The organism is Knoellia sp. LjRoot47, assembly GCF_964253435.1.
Classification (GTDB): domain Bacteria; phylum Actinomycetota; class Actinomycetes; order Actinomycetales; family Dermatophilaceae; genus Knoellia.
Map to the genome: position 1 here is coordinate 2038260 of NZ_CAXUQS020000001.1, position 17236 is coordinate 2055495.

Genomic DNA, 17236 nt, shown 5'->3' on the forward strand with positions numbered 1-17236 from the left:
CTACGCTCGGCGCACGAGTTTCCAGTCAGGACTCCTAACAAACCCCAACCCGAGCGAGAAGGAGTGGTCGAGGATGACCGCCAACGTCGAGGTCCAGCCGCTTCCGCACTGGGAGACCAAGCCCGAGGACGTCACCGGCGCCACCGTCGAGATCAAGCGGGCGCTCAAGGAGCGCATCGCCCGGAGCGGTCGGACCGTCGAGGAGGTCTTCGCCGACCTCGAGGCCCGCATCGCCCGACGCGTCGAGGCGATCCAAGCCGAGCGCGAGGCCGGCGAGCAGGTCTGGCCGGTCATCGACTTCGCCGACATCGAGGCCGGGACCGTGCCGCCCGAGCTCGTCGCGAAGGTCAAGGAGCGTGGGTGCGCCGTCGTCCGCGGCACCTTCCCGCACGAGCAAGCGCTCCAGTGGGACCGCGACATCGTCGACTACACGACGCGCAACGAGTTCTTCGAGAAGTACACCGGGCCGGCCGACGACTTCTTCGCGAGCGTCGAGAGCACGCCGGAGATCTACCCCATCTACTGGTCGCAGCCGCAGATGGAGGCCCGCCAGAGCCCGCGAATGGCTGCGGTGCAGGGCTTCCTCAACAGCCAGTGGACGTTCGAGTCGCAGGGTCGGCAGTGGTTCGACCCGAACCGCGACTCGCTCTACCCCGACCGCATCCGCCGCCGCCCCCCGGGCACCGACTCGGCGGGGTTGGGCACGCACCTCGACACCGGCAGCATCGACCTCTACATGACGCAGGGCTACCAAGACGTCTTCCGTCACGTGTTCTCGGGCGACGTCGAGAGCTATGACCCGTGGGACGCGGCGCACCGGACCGAAGCCGTGAACTACCCGGCGTCGACGATGTGCTCGGCGTTCCGCACCTTCCAGGGCTGGACGGCGCTGTCCGACATGGGCCATGACCAGGGCGTCCTCCACACCGTGCCGATCCCCGAGGCGATGGCCTATCTCATGCTGCGTCCGCTGCTCGACGACGTCGCCGACGACGAGCTCTGCGGCATCGCGCACAACCAGACGTTCCCGATCTCGTGGAAGTGGCACCCGCTCCTCATGGAGGCCGTCTCGGGCATCCCGGACGTGCAGGCCGGCGACACCGTGTGGTGGCACTGCGACCTCATCCACTCGGTGGCCGAGGTGGAGGACCAGGTGGGCTGGGGCAACGTCATGTACATCCCGGCCGCGCCGTGGTGCCCCCGCAACGAGGCGTATGCCGGCTCCGTCCGCGAGGCCTTCCTCACCGGGTCCAGCCCGAGCGACTTCCCCGAGGAGCACTACGAGCGCGACTGGGAGGGCCGCTTCCAGCCCGAGCAGCTCAACGAGATCGGTCGCCGCGGCCTCGGCCTCACCGACTGACCCGTCGAGACGAGCACCAATGCGTGAGGCGAGCACCCCTCGGTGCTCGCCTCACGCATTCCTGCTCGTCTCGTGCCCCGGGCGTCTCAGACGCCGCGCATCTGGCGGATCCGCAGCGCGAGCGCCAGCGTGAGGCGCAGCTGTGGGTCGGTCGTGAAGGGGCCGAGCATCTGCTCGAGCTTGGCGATGCGGTAGCGCAGCGTGTTGTAGTGGAAGAACAGGATGCGCGCCGTCTCGGCGACGTTGAGGTTGGTGTCGAGCAGCACCTGGAGCGTCTGGCGGAGGTCGGCGTACGACGACTGGTCGTCCGTGGCCAGCTCACCGAGTGCCTCGTCGACGAACGCGCGCAGGTCCGCCGAGTCGGGGATGAGCGACAGCAGCCGATAGATGCCCAGCGCGTCGAAGTGCATCACCGCGGCCTCGCCCTGCATCTGCCGGCCGACCGCGACGGCACGCAGCGCCTCGGAGTACGCGCGGGGGATGTCGGCGACGGAGTCCAGTGGACGTGAGACCCCGGTCGAGAACGACCGACGCCCGCCTCCGCCGTCGCCACTGACGACCTTGATCATCTCGCCGACCGACCGCATCACGGTCTCCTGCTCACCCTCACCGCCGCAGGGCGCGGGCATGAGCGCCACGACCTCCTGCGAGAACCCCGCCACGGGAGCCTTGGGGTCGCGGGTCCGCACGGCCTGCACCCAGGCCCGGACGAACCTCTCCTGCAACGAGCGCACCTCGTCGCTGGCGCGTGAGGTGTGGGAGTCGTCCTCGTCGGTCTCGGCGACGACGACGACCATCCGCCGGTCGAGGTCCCAGCCGAGCGAGGCGGCATGGGCGACCGCCTCGACGGGGCCGCCGCCGCGGCCGACAAGGATGTCGCGCAGGAACTCCGCGCGGTACTTGCCCTCGACGGCCGACACCGCCTGCTCCTTGGTGATGGCGAGCGCGGCCACGGTCGCGGCGCGCTCGAGCCCGTGCACGTCGGTGGTGCCGAGGTGCCGCCCGGGGGTGAACACGGCGAGCAGCCCGTGGTCCGACGTCCCGGCCACGATGCGCACGAGGGTCCGTTCGGACTTCACGTCGCCCGGCTCGCGCTCACCCACCGGCTCGTCCTCGACGATGAGCCGCCCGGTCCGGTCGAAGCAGTCGAGCGCGAGGACGGCGGCGACGTCGTCCTCGGAGCCAGCGGTCGTCGTCACCCGCCCGTCCGTCGTGGTCACGAGGGCCACGCCGGTGAAGAGCTCGACGAGCGACTCGCAGAGGTCACCGAGGGAACCCCCACGCAGCACGGTCTGCACGAGGATCCGGTTGACCTCGTCCTCACGGCGCAGCAGCTCGGCCTGGTGATCGACGACGCGACGCAGCGACTCGACCGTCGTGGCGTCCTCGACGGTTCCCGGGCCATCCGATGGCAACTGCTGGGCCTGAGACGCCAGATCGTTGGCAACTTTTACCATCCGGCCAGAGTAGCCCGGCTGACTAGCGTCCTAGGGGTGCATCCCAGAATCCCGGCCGCGGCCTCTCCGCTCACGCAGGGACTCGTCACGGGGACGCGCCGCCCCGCCGTCGTGCTCGCGGCCTTCCCGACCGCGCTCTACCTCGGCCTGCCCGGCCACTCGTCCGTGCTGCCCGTCGTCACGAGCGACGCACTCATCCTGCCCACGGCCATCCGCCTCCCGACCCCCGGTCCGCGTGACTGGGGCGTCCGCGCCGGTGACGTCGTGACGGTCGGGGGATACGTCGTCTCGCTGCCGAACCACGGCATACGGGCCGTGCGGTCGTGGCGACCGCGCCACGTCGCGACCGGAGCGCCGCGTCGCGAGGCGTTCGACTGGGCTCCGCTGCTCGCCGAGGTCGGTCGCGGCGAGGGGCTCACCCCGCGCTCGGACGACGTCCTCTGCGGCGCGCTCCTCGCGGCTCGCGCCCTCGGCCTCGCGCTGCCGGACGCGCTCCCGCTCGAGCGCACCACCAGCCTGTCGGCGTCACTCCTCGTCGCCGCGAAGGCCGGGTATGCCGTGTCCTGCGTCGTCGACCACGTCACCGATGCGGTGGCCGGCGTCGTCGACCTCGAGCTCTCGCGTCAGCGCGTCCTCGAGATCGGCCACACGTCCGGCGAGGGACTCCTCGCCGGTGTCGACCTCGCCCTCAACCTCGTCAACAGCCCTCTGCCGGAAGGAATCCCGTCGTGAGCATCACCCACGTCGATGTGCGCCGAGGCGCCTACCACGACTCCGTGACCCTGCTCCAGGTGTCACGCACCGTCGCCGACGTCGACGGCGTCGAGGCCGCCCAGGTCGCCATGGCCACCGAGCTCAACGTGGAGGTGCTGGCCGGCATGGGCTTCGACGTGCCCGACGGTGCCGGGGCCAACGACCTCGTCGTCGCCGTCCGCGCAGCCGACGACGCAGGTGTCGCCGCCGGCATCGCTGCCGCCGAGGCCGCCCTCTCCGCGAAGTCGGCTCCGAGCAGCGGCGGCTTCGGTGACGCGCCGCCCCCGCGCACCACCGCTGCCGCTGTTCGTGCCGGTGGTGCGGACATCGCGCTCATCTCGGTGCCGGGGCGCTACGCCGCGACCGAGGCGCTCGACGCCATCGGCGCCGGGGCGTCCGTGATGCTCTTCTCGGACAACGTGTCCGTCGAGGACGAGGTCATGCTCAAGGACGCGGCGGCCGCCGCCGACGTCCTCGTCATGGGCCCCGACTGCGGCACGGCCGTCGTGGGGGGAGTGGCGCTCGGTTTCGCCAACGTCGTCACCGCCGGACCGGTCGGCATGGTGGCCGCGTCGGGCACGGGCGCGCAGCAGATCATGTGCCTGCTCGACGCCGCCGGTGTGGGGATCTCGCACTGCCTCGGTGTCGGTGGCCGCGACCTCAAGACCGCGGTCGGCGCCCGCTCCACCCGCCAGGCACTCGCGGCCCTCGCCGCCGACCCGGCGACGACCTCGATCGTCGTCGTCTCCAAGCCGCCGGACGAGGAGGTCCTCGCCGACCTCGAGACGTATGCCGCAGGGCTGGGTGTCCCGGTCCGCTGGGCGACGCTCGGGTCGGGCCGCCCTGACCTGACCTCCGCGGTCGAGGCGGTGCTCGAGGCCGAGGGTCGCGACGTGCCGAAGTGGCCGAGCTGGGTGGCCGACGGGGACCCCGAGGTGGGGTCGGTCACCGGCAGCCTGCGCGGGCTCTTCTGCGGTGGCACCCTCGCCGACGACGCGATGCTGCTCGCCGCCGATGCGCTCGGCGACATCCGCTCGAACATCCCGCTGCGCGACGACCTCGCGCTCGGGTCGGACATGAGGGACGACGGTCACCTCGTCATCGACTTCGGCGACGACGGCCTCACCCAGGGTCGGGCCCACCCGATGATCGACCCGACGCTGCGCATGGAGCGGATTGCGGCCGAGGCCGTCGACCCGACCTGTGGCGTGCTGCTGCTCGACCTCGTGCTCGGCTTCGGCGCCCACCAGGACCCGGCCGGTGAGCTCGCCGACGCGATCCGTGCCGCCAAGGAAGCCGCACGCGGTGCCGGGCGCGAGCTGCCCGTCGTCGTGTCGGTCACCGGCACCGAGTCCGACCCGCAGGGCCTCACCCGCACCGGCGAGACGCTCGCCGCCGCCGGCGCCTCCGTCTTCCTGTCCAACCGCGATGCCACCCGGCACGCCCTGTCCTTCCTGGGGAGCACCCGATGACCTCGACCACCTCCGCCACCCCCGCTGCGTCGGGCGCCACACCGCTGCGCGGACTGTTGTCGGTCGAGTCGCCGGCCGTCGCGACCGCCGGTGTCGGCCTGTTCGCCGACGCCCTGCGTGGTCAGGCGGTCTCCGTCGCCGAGGCCGACTGGCAGCCGCCGATGCCCGGCACCGAGGCCGACCTCGCCCGCGTCATGGCGGACGCGCGGCGTGCGGAAGCCAACGCGACGGCATACGCGCGTCTGGTCGCCTCGACGGCCGAGCTGTGCGACGTCAAGCAGGCCAAGGACGCGCTCGGACTCGAGCGCGGGACGTTCCTGCACGCCGGGCCGCCCATCGACTGGGAGCGGGCGTCGGGTCCGCTGCGCGGGGCGTTCATCGGCGCGGTGCTCTTCGAGGGCCTGGCCGACAACGCCGAGGAGGCCGAGAAGAAGCTGGCCGCGGGCGAGTTCACGTTCGAGCCGTGCCACCACCGCGACGCCGTCGGCCCGATGGCGGGTGTGGTGTCGCCGTCGATGTGGATGTACGGCCTGCGCGACGAGGTCCACGACGCATGGTCGTGGTGCTCGCTCAACGAGGGCCTGGGCAAGGTGCTGCGCTACGGCGCGTACGGGCCCGAGGTCGTCGACCGCCTGCACTGGATGACCGACGTGCTCGGCCCGATCCTCCAGCAGTCGGTGCGCGCGACGGGTCCGTTCGACATCAAGTCGATCCTTGCCCAGATGCTCCAGATGGGCGATGAGGGCCACAACCGCAACCGCGCCGGCTCGCTCATGCTCCTGCGCGAGCTGCTCCCGGGGATGATCACGGCCGACGCGTCCTCGAACGACATTGCTGAGGCGGTGCGCTTCTCGGGTGCCAACGAGCACTTCTTCCTCAACCTCGGTATGCCGGCCTGCAAGCTCGCGACGATGGCGGCGCACGGGATCCCGGGCTCGTCGCTCGTGACGACGATGGCGCGCAACGGGACGGACTTCGGGATCCGGGTGTCCGGCACCGGCGACGAGTGGTTCACCGGTCCGGCCAACACGCCGCAGGGGCTCTTCCTCGGTGACTACGGGCCGGACGACGCGAACCCCGACATCGGTGACTCGGCGATCACGGAGACGGCCGGCATCGGCGGGTTCGCGATGGCGGCGGCGCCGGCGATCGTGAAGTTCGTCGGTGGTGACGTACCGTTCGCGCTGCGGGCAACGCAGACGATGTACGAGATCACGCTGGGGGAGCACCCGATGTTCCAGGTGCCGATCCTCGACTTCCGCGGGACGCCGACCGGCGTCGACGTCGTCTCGGTCGTGCGGACCGGGATCCTGCCGCAGATCAACACCGGCATGGCGGGGCGCGTGGCGGGCACCGGGCAGGTGGGCGCCGGACTGGTCAACCCGCCCGTTGAGTGCTTCCCCGCGGCGCTCGCCGCGCTCGGTCGCGCGGTCCCCAGCGCGTAGGGAGCATCGCCCGGTCCGCGCCGCGAGGCGCGGTAGGGGTAGGTCGGGAAGCCCGCCCCAGAGGTACCTCGCCAGAGGAGTGTCTTTGCTCCCGCTGGCGACGCACAGACACCCCCATCTGCTCCACGTCGTGACGCGAAGGCCCGTTGCGTCAGCCGGCGGGAGCGAATGGGGGTGTCTGTGCTGCGGCTGGTGACGCGAAGGCCCGTTGCGTCAGCCGGCGGGAGCGAATGGGGGTGTCTGTGCGTCGTGGGGTGGAGCAAAGACACTCCTCGGGCGGGGTGATGGTGGGGTGGCGCTTCCCGGGAGGGGACGCGGCTCTGGGAGGATGGCGGCCGTGACGGCTCAGATACTCGACGGCAAGGCGATCCTCGCGACCATCAAGGAGGAGCTGCGCGGCCGCGTGGCCGTCCTCGCCGAGCACGGCATCACTCCCGGCCTCGGCACGGTGCTCGTGGGCGACGACCCGGGGAGCACCTGGTACGTCGGCGCCAAGCACAAGGACTGCGCCGACATCGGACTGTCGAGCATCCGGCGTGACCTCCCGGCGGACTCCTCGCTCGATGACGTCCTCGGCGTCGTGCGCGAGCTCAACGCCGACCCCGCCTGCACCGGCTTCCTCGTCCAGCAGCCCACCGGCCTCGACGAGAACCGCATCCTCGCCGAGGTCGACCCGGCCAAGGACGTCGACGGACTGCATCCGACCAACCTCGGCTGGCTCGTCCTCGGCCAGGAAGCGCCCCTGCCCTGCACCCCGGTGGGCGTCGTCGAGCTGCTCCGTCGCTACGAGGTGCCGATCGCCGGCGCCCGCGTGGTCGTCGTCGGTCGCGGCATCACGGTCGGCCGCCCCCTGTCCCTCATCCTCACCCGTCGCTCCGAGAACGCCACCGTCGTCCAGTGCCACACCGGCACGGTCGACCTCGCCGCCGAGGTGCGCCGCGCCGACATCGTCGTCGCGGCGGCAGGCGTCCCCGGCCTCATCACCGGTTCGATGGTCAAGCCCGGTGCCGCCGTGCTCGACGTGGGCGTGAGCCGCGTCGTCGAGGACGGCAAGTCGGTCATCGCCGGCGACGTCGCCCCCGACGTCGCCGAGGTCGCCGGCTGGGTCAGCCCCAACCCGGGCGGCGTCGGCCCGATGACCCGCGCGATGCTCCTCACCAATGTCGTCGAGATCGCGGAGAAGCAGGCCGGCCTGCGCTGACCGCCCGCCTGCCCTGACCAGCCGGCGCGGCGCAGCAGCCGGCGCGGCGCAGCAGCGCACCGAACGTGCACGAGGCCCGTGTCCCCCAGGGAGGGGACACGGGCCTCGTCGTCCAGCGGTGAATCAGCGGTGAACCATCAGTGGGTCAGCCGTGGGCCGGCTGCCCGGGAGACGAGCGTCACGGAGTGACGGCGTCCAGGGCGTCGACCATGCCGGCGCCGTAGTAGCCGGCACCCTTGGCGCCGCCCTCACAGGTGGCGTCGTTCACGCCGTCGCGGTTCGCGTCGTAGAACTCGGGGCAGGCCAGGGAGTCGGCCTCGCGCTCGAGGGTCTTGACGGCCTGCTTGGCGTTGAGACCGGTCTCCGTGCCACGCAGCAGCGCAACGACACCGGCCACGTGCGGACCAGCCATCGAGGTGCCCTGCTTGTAGCCCCAGCCACCACCGACGACGGTCGACAGGATGCGGCCGTTCTTGTCGGGGGTGTCGGCGACGACGCGCGAGTCACCACCGGGAGCGGTGACGTCGATGACGCCCCGGCCCCAGTTGGAGTAGTAGGACTTCACGGCCGTCGGGCCGACCGACGAGACGGCGACGGTGTTGCCGAGCTCGACCGGCATGTCGTAGCAGTGCTGGTCGGTGTCACGCGGCTGCGGCTCGGGCGTGTTGTTGGGGCTGCCCATGTCGGTGATCGGCTTGGACAGGTCCCAGGCCGAGTTGCCGGCCGAGGCCACGTTGACGACGTTCTTCTTCTCGCTGTACTTCAGCGCGCGCTCGACGGCGAGGATCGCGGCCTTCTCGTCGAGGTTGGACTTGCACCACAGCGCGTACGGGTCGATGTAGTACGAGTTGTTGGTGACCTCCATGCCCTTCTCAGCCGCCCAGATGAAGCCACAGATGGCGTACTCGGGGTAGATGTAGCCGGCGTCCTCGACGACCTTGACCGAGGCGAGCTTGACGTTGGGCGCGACACCGACGATGCCGACACCGTTGCGGGCCGCGGCGATCGTGCCGGCCACGTGCGTGCCGTGGTCGGACGTCGTGGGCTGCCACTTCGTCGGGCTGGTGTTGGGGACACCGCGGTCGGTGCAGTCGACCGACTGCGACGCGTCGACGTTGGCGGCGAGGTCGGGGTGGTCGGCCTCGATGCCGGAGTCGAGCACGCCGACGGTGATGGCGCGGTTGCCGTCGGTCTTGAGGTGGGCCTTGTCCGCACCGATCTGGCGCATGTCCCACTGGTTGGCGTTGAGGGGCTCCTTGGTGTCGTCGCCGCCGGAGGTGCCCGGTCCGAGACCCTTGACCGTGCCGTCGGGAACGATCGTCGACGCCGGCTCGTAGGCCTGCATCGCGCGGGAGGGGCCCGCAGCGACGATGCCCTTGGCCTGGCGGGCCTGGTCGTCGAAGGTGTCGTCGGTGGCGCTCGCGATGACGATGCCGATCTGCGGCCACTCCTGCACGACGGTCCCACCGGCTGCCTTGACGGCGGCGACGGCCTTGTCGGTCCCGGTGCCACCCTGGGCCACGATGAACGACGTCTTGCCGATCGGGGCTGCCCCCGCGGGAGACGACGTCATCGCGGTGGCGGACACGGCACACGTCGCGGTGGCGGCGATGGCTGCGGCCTTGCGCACGAAGGTCGAGTTCACGTTTTCCTCCTGGTTGTGGGCCGCCTCATCGCGACCCACCACGAGACCCTGCCAGTGGCTCAGGACCGAAGTCCATAGTTCTCACAGATTTTTCTGCGATTCCCGCACGCGCCGTCGATGCATGAGGTATGCCGGCCGCCCGCCTCGACGAGGAGGCGGGCGAACGGCATACGCGAGGGTGTGAAAGAGGGTTCTCAGAGGGTGGCGAGGCGCAGGTTCGTCAGCTCGTCCGGGTAGTGGCGCTTGATGGCGAGCTTGCGCTCGAGGTCCGCGATGATCGGCGGGGCGTAGTCGTGGCCGTAGAGGTTCTGGCACGAGCCGAGCCCGCCCGGGCTGAAGACGTTGACCTCCATGAGCTTGTCGCCGACGATGTCGAGCCCGACGAGAAACATCCCGTCGGCGACGAGCTTCGGACGGACCGCCTCGACGAGCTCGAGCATCTCGTCGGTGATCGCGACCTTGCTCGCCTTGCCGCCGGCCGACATATTGCTGCGCAGGTCTTCGCCGCTGCTCTTGCGGCGGAACGCGGCGACGCGGCCGTCCACCTCGAGCGGCCGCCCGTTCATGACGAACATGCGGACGTCGCCGTCCTCGGCGGCGGGGAGGTACTCCTGGGCGACGACGTAGCCGTCGCGGGCGATCGCCTCGATGATCTGGCTGAGGTTGGGCGACTCGTCGCTGTTGACGAGGAAGACGCCGCTGCCGCCCGAGCCCTGGAGCGGCTTGAGCACGGCGCGGCCGCCGAGGTCGGAGATGAACGACGCGATGCGGTCCTCGTCGCGCGAGATGAGCGTCTGCGGCCGCACCGCCTCGGGGAAGTGCTGGAAGTAGGCCTTGGACAGCGCCTGGGCGAGGTTGGTCGGGTCGTTGACGACGAGGACCCCGGAGGCGGCGAAGAGCTCGCCGAACGCGACCGCCGCGGTGTTGGCCCACGGCCGGTCCTCGGCGTCCTCGGCGGGGTCGTTGCGCAGCATGACGACGTCGAACTCTCCCAGCGGGAGTCGCTCCTCGACGTCGGGCTTCTGCACGTCGCCGAGGTAGCGCTCGAGGGAGCGGTAGCTCTTGGCCTTGCCACCACGGGCCCGGGCCGTGAGCGACCCGTCGGGTTCGTAGGCGAAGTCGCCAATGCCCATGAGATAGGCCTCGTGACCCATCTGCGTGGCCGCGAGGGCGAGCCGTGTCGTCGTGTAGACGGGCTTCTCGCTGAGGACGTCGTTGACGACGAATCCGATCTTCATGCTGCTCCTTCGATGAGGCCCGCCACGTCGTCGGCCTGGTCGGCCGCGGCGGCGAGCCGGGTCTGTGCGGCGGCGTCCTCGAGGTAGCGAGGACGCAGCCGTGGTGGGTTGAGCACGCCTCGGTCGTCGAGGTCGCGGATGAGTGGCAGGTCCTCGAGCGAGAACTTGCCGAGCCAGAGCAGGTCGAGCTCGCCCCCGTCCCGCAGGTGCACGAGGAGCTCGACGAGGCCGCGCAGGTAGATCGCGTCCTTGCTCAGCCCGCCCGACCGGTAGGCGCGCATCGTCGTGGTGAAGGCGCTGTTCTCGGGGAAGCCCTCGTCGACGAGCGCCCGCCACGCCTCGACGAAGCCGGCGCCCGAGTGCATGCGGTGGACGGTGAGCACGCGGGCGGCGAGCTGGCGCAGGCGGAACGGCGTGAGCTGGCCGCAGCCGATCTCCGCGAGGACGGCGAGGCCCTCCTGGGTCTCGTCGTAGCCGGCCAGGCCCGAGCCGAGGACACGCACCGGTTGGGCGGCGCCGTTGACCTGGGTGACGAGGTGCGTGCCGACCTCGTGCTGGATGAGGGCGTTGGCCCGCGAGACCTGGACGGCGGAGTCGGTGTCGATGAGCAGGGTGTTGCCGCTCACCATGACGCCGTTGACGTCGTCGCGCATCTCGGCGTGGATGTCGATCTCGGGGTCGATCTCGCGGTAGTGGTCGATCTCGGCCTGCGCGAGGGCGAGGAACGCGGGGGCGTCGAGGCTCTCACCCGGACCCTCGCTGCGGTGGACCCGCTCGAGGATGCTCTCGGCCTGGGCCTGCAGCTCCGGCGAGGCCGCGCCGTAGAGCTGGATGCTCAGGGCGCTGAAGTCGTCGGTGTCGCGGGCCTTGAGCATCTCGATCTGGAGGGCGAGCTCACGGTGCTTGGCGCGCAGCAGGTGTCCGAGCGTGGGGTCCCCGACGGAGGCGACGTCGATGTTGTCGAGCGCCTTGGCCAGCACGTCGGGGGAGACCTCGAGGGGCCGATAGGTGAAGTCGGGCTCGGTGGCGCGGCCCTCGGCGAACTCCTGCCGGACGGCGTCGGCGTTGACCGGCGTGACGTCGAGGAGGAACTGCATACTGCCCGCGGTCTGGGCGAGGGTGTGGTCGATCGCGAGGTCGGCGACCGACAGCTCTGCGCGGCTCATCCTCGCGTGGTCGGGGCCGAGGCACCGGTGGTCGCGGCGAGCGCGCGCAGCACGGGGTCGACGGTCTGGCCCAACGCCTGCGCCAGCGTCGCGATCCGCGCCCGGTCCGGCTGCCCGGTCCACTCGTCCATGTAGGTCTTCTTGAACTCGAGCGCGAGGGCGACGCCGTGGTCCGGGTAGCGGTCGTGGACCCACGCGCAGAGGTGGGCGCCCTTGAACCGGACGTTCTCGCGCACGTCGATCTCGCCCCCGGCCGTCTGCGTGCCGCCGAGCGTCGTCATGAACGTGTCGACGACGTCGCCCCAGCGGTCGCGGTCGAGGGAGCCGGTGCCGACGTTGACCTCGGGGTTGTCCTCACCCGGGGCGTCCGGCTGGTCGGCGCCGTCGCGGCGGTGGTTGTAGGAGTGCACGTCGTAGAGGACGAACGGCCCTCGCTCGGCCACGGCGTCGAGGCGCTCGCCGAGCGCGGCGTAGAAGCCGTCGTGGGTCTCCAGCGACCGCTCGGTCACGTCCGCGGGCAGAGGTGTCTCGCGCCAGACGTCGAGCCCCCAGCAGTCGTCGGGCGACCGGTAGACCGCACCGTCGCGGTCGCGGTTGAGGTCGACCTCGAAGCGCGACCGGTGGACGACGACCCGGGCGGGGCACTGCGCCCCGATCGCGTCGGTGAAGGGGTCCTCCTCGCGCAGCCGCGTGGCCTCGTCGAGCACCATGAGCCCCGCGGTCTCGTCACGCAGGTCGTGTCCGGTGTGGATGGCCGTGGCGACGAGCTGGCCGGACCAGTCCCCGTCGAAGGAGAAGGCATCGTTGCTGGTGAGGGGCATCCGTCCTGTCTACCCGACGCACCGTCGCGCGCCGGACACTGGCTCTGACCAACTTCGATCTGGTGCAACGGCACCACGGTTATCGTGACGCCGTGGCGGGCCGGAGCGGGGTGCAGGCGCAGGAGCGGACGACGCAGGCGCCCGACCGCCGCCCGCTGCTCGTCGCCGGCGCCACCGCGGCAGCCTCGCTCGCCCTCGTCCTCGCCGCCGTGCGCTGGGGCTGGCTCGGGCCCGACGTCGGTCGCGGCGACGGCTTCTGCGAGGCCGCGCGCGACGGGTGGATCCGTCAGCCGGCCAACACGTGGAGCAACCTCGGCTTCGTCGCCGCGGGTCTCGCCGTCGCCGCGCAAGCCGCCCACCGTCACCGGCTCGGCCTCACCCTCGGCGCCCACCCGGGGCTGGCCACGGCGTTCGCCGCGCTCGTCGTCCTCCTCGGGCCGGGCAGCATGGCGATGCACGCCACCCAGAGCGACCTCGGCGGCCACCTCGACCTGCTGAGCATGTTCCTCGTGTCGGGGTTCGCGCTCGCCTACGCCCTCGTGCGCTTCGTGCGGCGCGGACCTGCGCTCTTCGCGGTCGTCTTCGTCGCCGCCGTCGTCGCTGGGATGGCGGTCCACCTGCGCGGCGGCGACGTGCCCGTCCTCGGCCACATCGGCAACGCCGCCTTCGCCGTCGAGCTGTGGGTCGCCATCGGGCTCGAGGTGGCGCTGTCGCGCCGCGTCGAGGCCAGGCAGGACCGCGCCTGGGCCCTCGCCTCCGTCCTCACCCTCGGCGTCGCCTTCGCGATCTGGACGACCGGCATGCGCGGTCACGCCTGGTGCCGGCCGGACTCGCTGCTCCAGCAGCACGGCGCGTGGCACCTGCTCTGCGCCGCGGCGGCATACCTGCTCTTCCGCCACTACGCGGCCGAGCGGCCCCGAGAAGGCGAGCACCCGGCATACCGTCCTTGAATCGGAGGTATGCCGGGTGCTCGGCTCGCGCTGTCGCGCTCGGCTCAGATGAGGCCCAGGCCCTTGACGGCGTCGCGCTCCTCTGCGAGCTCGGCCACGGAGGCGTCGATCTTGCCGCGGGAGAAGTCGTCGATGTCGAGGCCCTGGACGATGCTCCACTGGCCGTCCTTGACGGTGACGGGGAAGGAGCTGATGAGCCCCTCCTCGACGCCGTAGGAGCCGTCGGAGCGCACGGCCATCGAGACCCAGTCGCCTTCGGCGGTGCCCTCGACCCAGGTGCGGGCGTGGTCGATGGTCGCGCTCGCGGCGGAGGCGGCCGAGGACGCACCGCGCGCCTCGATGATGGCGGCGCCGCGCTTGGCGACGGTAGGGATGAAGGTGCCGGCCAGCCACTCCTGGTCACCGACGGCCTCTGCGGCGTTGCGACCGCCGACCTCGGCGTGGAAGAGGTCGGGGTACTGGGTGGCGGAGTGGTTGCCCCAGATCGTCATCCGCTTGATCTCGGTCACCGGGACGCCGAGCTTGGCCGCGAGCTGGCTGATCGCGCGGTTGTGGTCGAGGCGGGTCAGCGCCGAGAACTGCGACGTGGGGATGTCGGGGGCGTTGCTCATCGCGATGAGGGCGTTGGTGTTGGCCGGGTTGCCGGTGACGGTGATGTGCACGTCGTCGGCGGCGACCTTGTTGAGGGCCTTGCCCTGCGGGGCGAAGATGCCGCCGTTGGCCTCGAGGAGGTCACCGCGCTCCATGCCCGGGCCGCGGGGGCGCGCGCCGACGAGGAGGGCGTGGTTGACGCCGTCGAACACCTTCTCCGCGTCGTCGCCGATCTCGACCTTGGCGAGCGTCGGGAACGCGCAGTCGTCGAGCTCCATGACGACGCCCTCGAGGGACTTCAGGGCCGGGGTGATCTCGAGCAGTCGCAGCTCGACGGGGGTGTCGGGGCCGAGCAGGGCGCCGGACGCGATGCGGAACAGCAGGCTGTAGCCGATCTGACCGGCAGCGCCGGTGACGGCCACCTTGACGGGGGTCGGGCTCACGATGAGTACCTCTTCATACGGGGACGAGGGTGGTCGCTCGTGACGCTATCAGCGCCCGCACAGGGTCGGTGCAGAGCCCGGCCCTAGGCTGGGGGCATGCACGTTCTCGTCTCCGGGGGAGCCGGCTACATCGGCTCGCACACCGTCGTCCAGCTCGTCGCGGCAGGCCATGAGGTCACCGTCGTCGACTCCTTCGCCAACGCGAAGCCGTCCGTGGTCGGGCGCATCGAGGCGCTCACCGGGCAGCCGCTCGACGTGCGGTCCTTCGACCTCACCGACCGCGACAAGACCGAGGCGACGTTCGTCGACACCCAGATCGACGCGGTCATCCACTTCGCCGGGTTCAAGGCGGTCGGGCAGAGCGTCTCCGAGCCGCTGGCCTACTACGAGAACAACCTCGACACGACCCTGTCGCTGCTGCGGGCGATGGACCGGCACGGCGTGCGCACCCTCGTCTTCTCGAGCTCGGCGACGGTCTACGGCGCGACGCCGGTCGTGCCGATGACCGAGGAGGCGCCCACGTCGGCGACCAACCCCTACGGCTGGACCAAGGTCATGAACGAGCAGGTCCTGCGCGACATGGCCGTGGCCGACCCGACGTGGCGGATCGCGCTGCTGCGCTACTTCAACCCGGTCGGCGCCCACCGCAGCGGCACGATGGGTGAGGACCCGAGCGACGTGCCCAACAACCTCATGCCCTACCTCGCGCAGGTGGCGGTCGGACGCCGCGAGAAGCTCTCGATCTACGGAGGCGATTACCCGACCCCCGACGGGACCGGTGTGCGCGACTACATCCACGTCGACGACCTCGCCGCCGGGCACGTCGCCGCGCTGCACCGGCTCGCATCGACCGACACCCCGCTCAACACGTGGAACCTCGGCACCGGTCACGGCACCTCCGTCCTCGAGATGCTCCACGCCTTCGAGCGTGCGGTGGGCCGCGAGCTCCCGCACGAGATCGTCGACCGGCGCCCGGGTGACATCGCCGAGTCCTACGCCGACCCGACCAAGGCCGAGGCCGACCTCGGCTGGCGCGCGACCCGCACGATTGACGACATGTGCGAGGACACTTGGCGCTGGCAGAGCAGCAACCCGAGCGGCTACCCGTGAGCGACGCCCGCGCCGACTCCGACGCCGGCCACGACGACGGCCTGCTTGCGTCAGTGCGCAGGGTCGCCAGAGCAGCCGTCGGCGCTGACGCGACGCCGGGGCGGCAGGGACACGGGCAGGTGAAGGTGCGGCCGGCGACGCGTCACGACGTGCCCGCCATCGTCGCGCTGCTCGCCGACGACCCGCTGGGAGCCGCGCGCGAGGACCTCAGCGACCCGGCGGCATACCTCACGGCCTTCGACGCGATCGACGCCGACCCGGCGCACGCGCTCGTCGTCCTGGACGACGACGGCGAGGTCGTGGGGACGCTCCAGCTCACCATCCTCCCCGGGCTGTCGCGGCACGGGTCGACGCGGGCGCTCATCGAAGCGGTGCGCGTGGCCAGCAGCCACCGTGGGCAGCGGCTCGGCGAGCTGCTCGTCGGCTGGGCAGCGGACGAGGCCCGCCGCCGCGGCGCCGTCATCCTCCAGCTCACGACCGACGCGACCCGGGTGGACGCGCAGCGGTTCTACGAGCGGCTCGGGTTCGTCGGGAGCCACGTGGGGATGAAGCTGCCTCTCTGAGCGCCGCGCTGCTCCGGTGCTCCGGTGCCGCACATTCGGTGTCGGACATCCGGGGCCAAGCATCCCTCCGAGACCCCGGATCGCCGACACCTGAGTGGCTCAGCCGGCGCGGCGCAGCCTCAGCACGGGCATGACGCGGTCGGTCTTCTTCTCGTACTCCCCGAACCCGGGCGCCTCGGCGACGATGGCCGGCCACACCTCGGCGCGCTCCTCCGGCGAGAGCACCTCCGCGTCGACCTCGAACGTCTCGGTGCCGACCTCGACCTCGAAGTGCGGGTTGGCCCGGATGTTGTGGAACCAGTCAGGGTTGTCGGGCGCGCCGCCCTTGGACGCGATGACGAGCATCGACCCGTCGTCCTGCGGGAAGTAGCGCAGCGGCGAGACCCGCACCGTCCCCGTCCTCGCACCGATGTGGTGAACGAGGATCATCGGTGCGCCCTGGAACGGCCCGCCGACCCGGCCCTCGTTGGCCCGAAACTCCTCGATGACGCTCGTGTTCCAGTCGCTCATGACCCGACGCTACGTCCGATCCCGAGAAACGGGTATGCCGTGCGCCGAGCGAGCGTGCGCGTCGTCTAGCTGCGGAGCCGGGGTGACCCGATGGGTGTATGAGCGGCTCGGCTTGGTGGACGGCCATGGGGGCATGGAGCTTCTGTGGTGAATGCTTCGCGCAGGCGAAGTTGCTCCATACGCTCCGCGGTTGGCGACGAAGACCCAGAATGGCCCGGTGAGCACCAAACTTATCGTCGCAGGCTTTGTGGGAGTGGCCATAGTTGCCGGGTCGACCGCAGGGGTGGGTAGCTATTTGGCGACCAAATCCAGTATGCCGACGAGCGCTAGTTCGCCGCCCAGAGCCGCAGCGTCGACCTCGGAAACTGCGGCACCAGCCGCGACAGTGGAAACTCCGTCCACCTCATCTTCCCCGCTCCAAGTACCCCCCTCGGTCTCGACCCCGACGCCCACCTCCGAAGTGGCTTCACCACGGTCATCCCCACAATCTCAGATGCCTGTGCCAACGAAG

15 protein-coding genes are annotated in these 17236 nt (G+C 71.1%); 8 read left to right on the forward strand and 7 right to left on the reverse strand.

Annotated elements, in window-relative coordinates:
• Positions 1-73: 73 nt before the first annotated feature.
• Complete coding sequence (locus ACSQ11_RS09940) at positions 74-1360, forward strand: DUF1479 domain-containing protein (RefSeq protein ID WP_436004973.1); 1287 nt, start codon at positions 74-76, stop codon at positions 1358-1360.
• 86 nt (positions 1361-1446) lie between these two features.
• On the opposite strand, the gene ACSQ11_RS09945 is transcribed toward ACSQ11_RS09940, so the two are convergent.
• The gene (locus ACSQ11_RS09945) at positions 1447-2775 is read right to left on the reverse strand and encodes a PucR family transcriptional regulator (RefSeq protein ID WP_436004974.1); all 1329 of its coding nucleotides are present in this window, start codon (positions 2773-2775) and stop codon (positions 1447-1449) included.
• A gap of 78 nt (positions 2776-2853) precedes the next feature.
• Here ACSQ11_RS09945 and ACSQ11_RS09950 point away from each other — a divergent pair, with 78 nt between their 5' ends.
• From ACSQ11_RS09950 to ACSQ11_RS09965, 4 genes are all read left to right on the forward strand, one after another.
• On the forward strand, positions 2854-3549 hold the full coding sequence (locus ACSQ11_RS09950) for an oxamate carbamoyltransferase subunit AllH family protein (protein ID WP_436004975.1): 696 nt from the start codon (positions 2854-2856) through the stop codon (positions 3547-3549).
• Complete coding sequence (locus ACSQ11_RS09955; RefSeq protein WP_436004976.1) at positions 3546-5042, forward strand: FdrA family protein; 1497 nt, start codon at positions 3546-3548, stop codon at positions 5040-5042. Before ACSQ11_RS09950 ends, ACSQ11_RS09955 begins: the two co-directional genes overlap by 4 nt.
• Positions 5039-6487: a DUF1116 domain-containing protein gene (locus tag ACSQ11_RS09960; protein ID WP_436004977.1), complete on the forward strand. Its 1449-nt coding sequence runs from the start codon at positions 5039-5041 to the stop codon at positions 6485-6487. The genes ACSQ11_RS09955 and ACSQ11_RS09960 overlap by 4 nt, the downstream gene beginning before the upstream one ends.
• Before the next feature lie 337 nt (positions 6488-6824).
• Positions 6825-7688, forward strand: a complete 864-nt coding sequence (locus ACSQ11_RS09965) for a bifunctional methylenetetrahydrofolate dehydrogenase/methenyltetrahydrofolate cyclohydrolase (RefSeq protein ID WP_436004978.1) — start codon at positions 6825-6827, stop codon at positions 7686-7688.
• A gap of 178 nt (positions 7689-7866) precedes the next feature.
• Here ACSQ11_RS09965 and ACSQ11_RS09970 read toward each other — a convergent pair whose 3' ends face one another.
• From ACSQ11_RS09970 to ACSQ11_RS09985, 4 genes are all read right to left on the reverse strand, one after another.
• Positions 7867-9333: a S8 family peptidase gene (locus ACSQ11_RS09970; RefSeq protein WP_436004979.1), complete on the reverse strand. Its 1467-nt coding sequence runs from the start codon at positions 9331-9333 to the stop codon at positions 7867-7869.
• Between the two features lie 194 nt (positions 9334-9527).
• Entirely contained in the window at positions 9528-10571 is a 1044-nt protein-coding gene (locus ACSQ11_RS09975) for a glutathione synthetase (RefSeq protein WP_436004980.1), read from the reverse strand.
• Positions 10568-11737: a flavohemoglobin expression-modulating QEGLA motif protein gene (locus tag ACSQ11_RS09980; protein WP_436004981.1), complete on the reverse strand. Its 1170-nt coding sequence runs from the start codon at positions 11735-11737 to the stop codon at positions 10568-10570. Before ACSQ11_RS09980 ends, ACSQ11_RS09975 begins: the two co-directional genes overlap by 4 nt.
• The gene (locus ACSQ11_RS09985; protein ID WP_436004982.1) at positions 11734-12558 is read right to left on the reverse strand and encodes an N-formylglutamate amidohydrolase; all 825 of its coding nucleotides are present in this window, start codon (positions 12556-12558) and stop codon (positions 11734-11736) included. Before ACSQ11_RS09985 ends, ACSQ11_RS09980 begins: the two co-directional genes overlap by 4 nt.
• 92 nt (positions 12559-12650) lie before the next feature.
• On the opposite strand from ACSQ11_RS09985, the gene ACSQ11_RS09990 reads away from it, so the two are divergent.
• Entirely contained in the window at positions 12651-13508 is an 858-nt protein-coding gene (locus tag ACSQ11_RS09990) for a ceramidase domain-containing protein (RefSeq protein WP_436004983.1), read from the forward strand.
• A 44-nt stretch (positions 13509-13552) separates the two neighbouring features.
• On the opposite strand, the gene ACSQ11_RS09995 is transcribed toward ACSQ11_RS09990, so the two are convergent.
• Positions 13553-14542, reverse strand: coding sequence for a malate dehydrogenase (locus tag ACSQ11_RS09995; RefSeq protein WP_436004984.1), 990 nt, complete (start codon positions 14540-14542; stop codon positions 13553-13555).
• 96 nt (positions 14543-14638) lie between these two features.
• Here ACSQ11_RS09995 and galE point away from each other — a divergent pair, with 96 nt between their 5' ends.
• Both galE and ACSQ11_RS10005 read left to right on the forward strand, forming a co-directional pair.
• Positions 14639-15652: a UDP-glucose 4-epimerase GalE gene (gene galE / locus ACSQ11_RS10000; RefSeq protein WP_436004985.1), complete on the forward strand. Its 1014-nt coding sequence runs from the start codon at positions 14639-14641 to the stop codon at positions 15650-15652.
• A 119-nt stretch (positions 15653-15771) separates the two neighbouring features.
• A complete protein-coding gene (locus ACSQ11_RS10005) occupies positions 15772-16215 on the forward strand; it encodes an N-acetyltransferase family protein (RefSeq protein ID WP_436006749.1) in 444 nt (147 codons plus the stop codon).
• A 99-nt stretch (positions 16216-16314) separates the two neighbouring features.
• Here ACSQ11_RS10005 and ACSQ11_RS10010 read toward each other — a convergent pair whose 3' ends face one another.
• On the reverse strand, positions 16315-16725 hold the full coding sequence (locus tag ACSQ11_RS10010) for a nitroreductase family deazaflavin-dependent oxidoreductase (RefSeq protein WP_436004986.1): 411 nt from the start codon (positions 16723-16725) through the stop codon (positions 16315-16317).
• Positions 16726-17236: the final 511 nt, after the last annotated feature.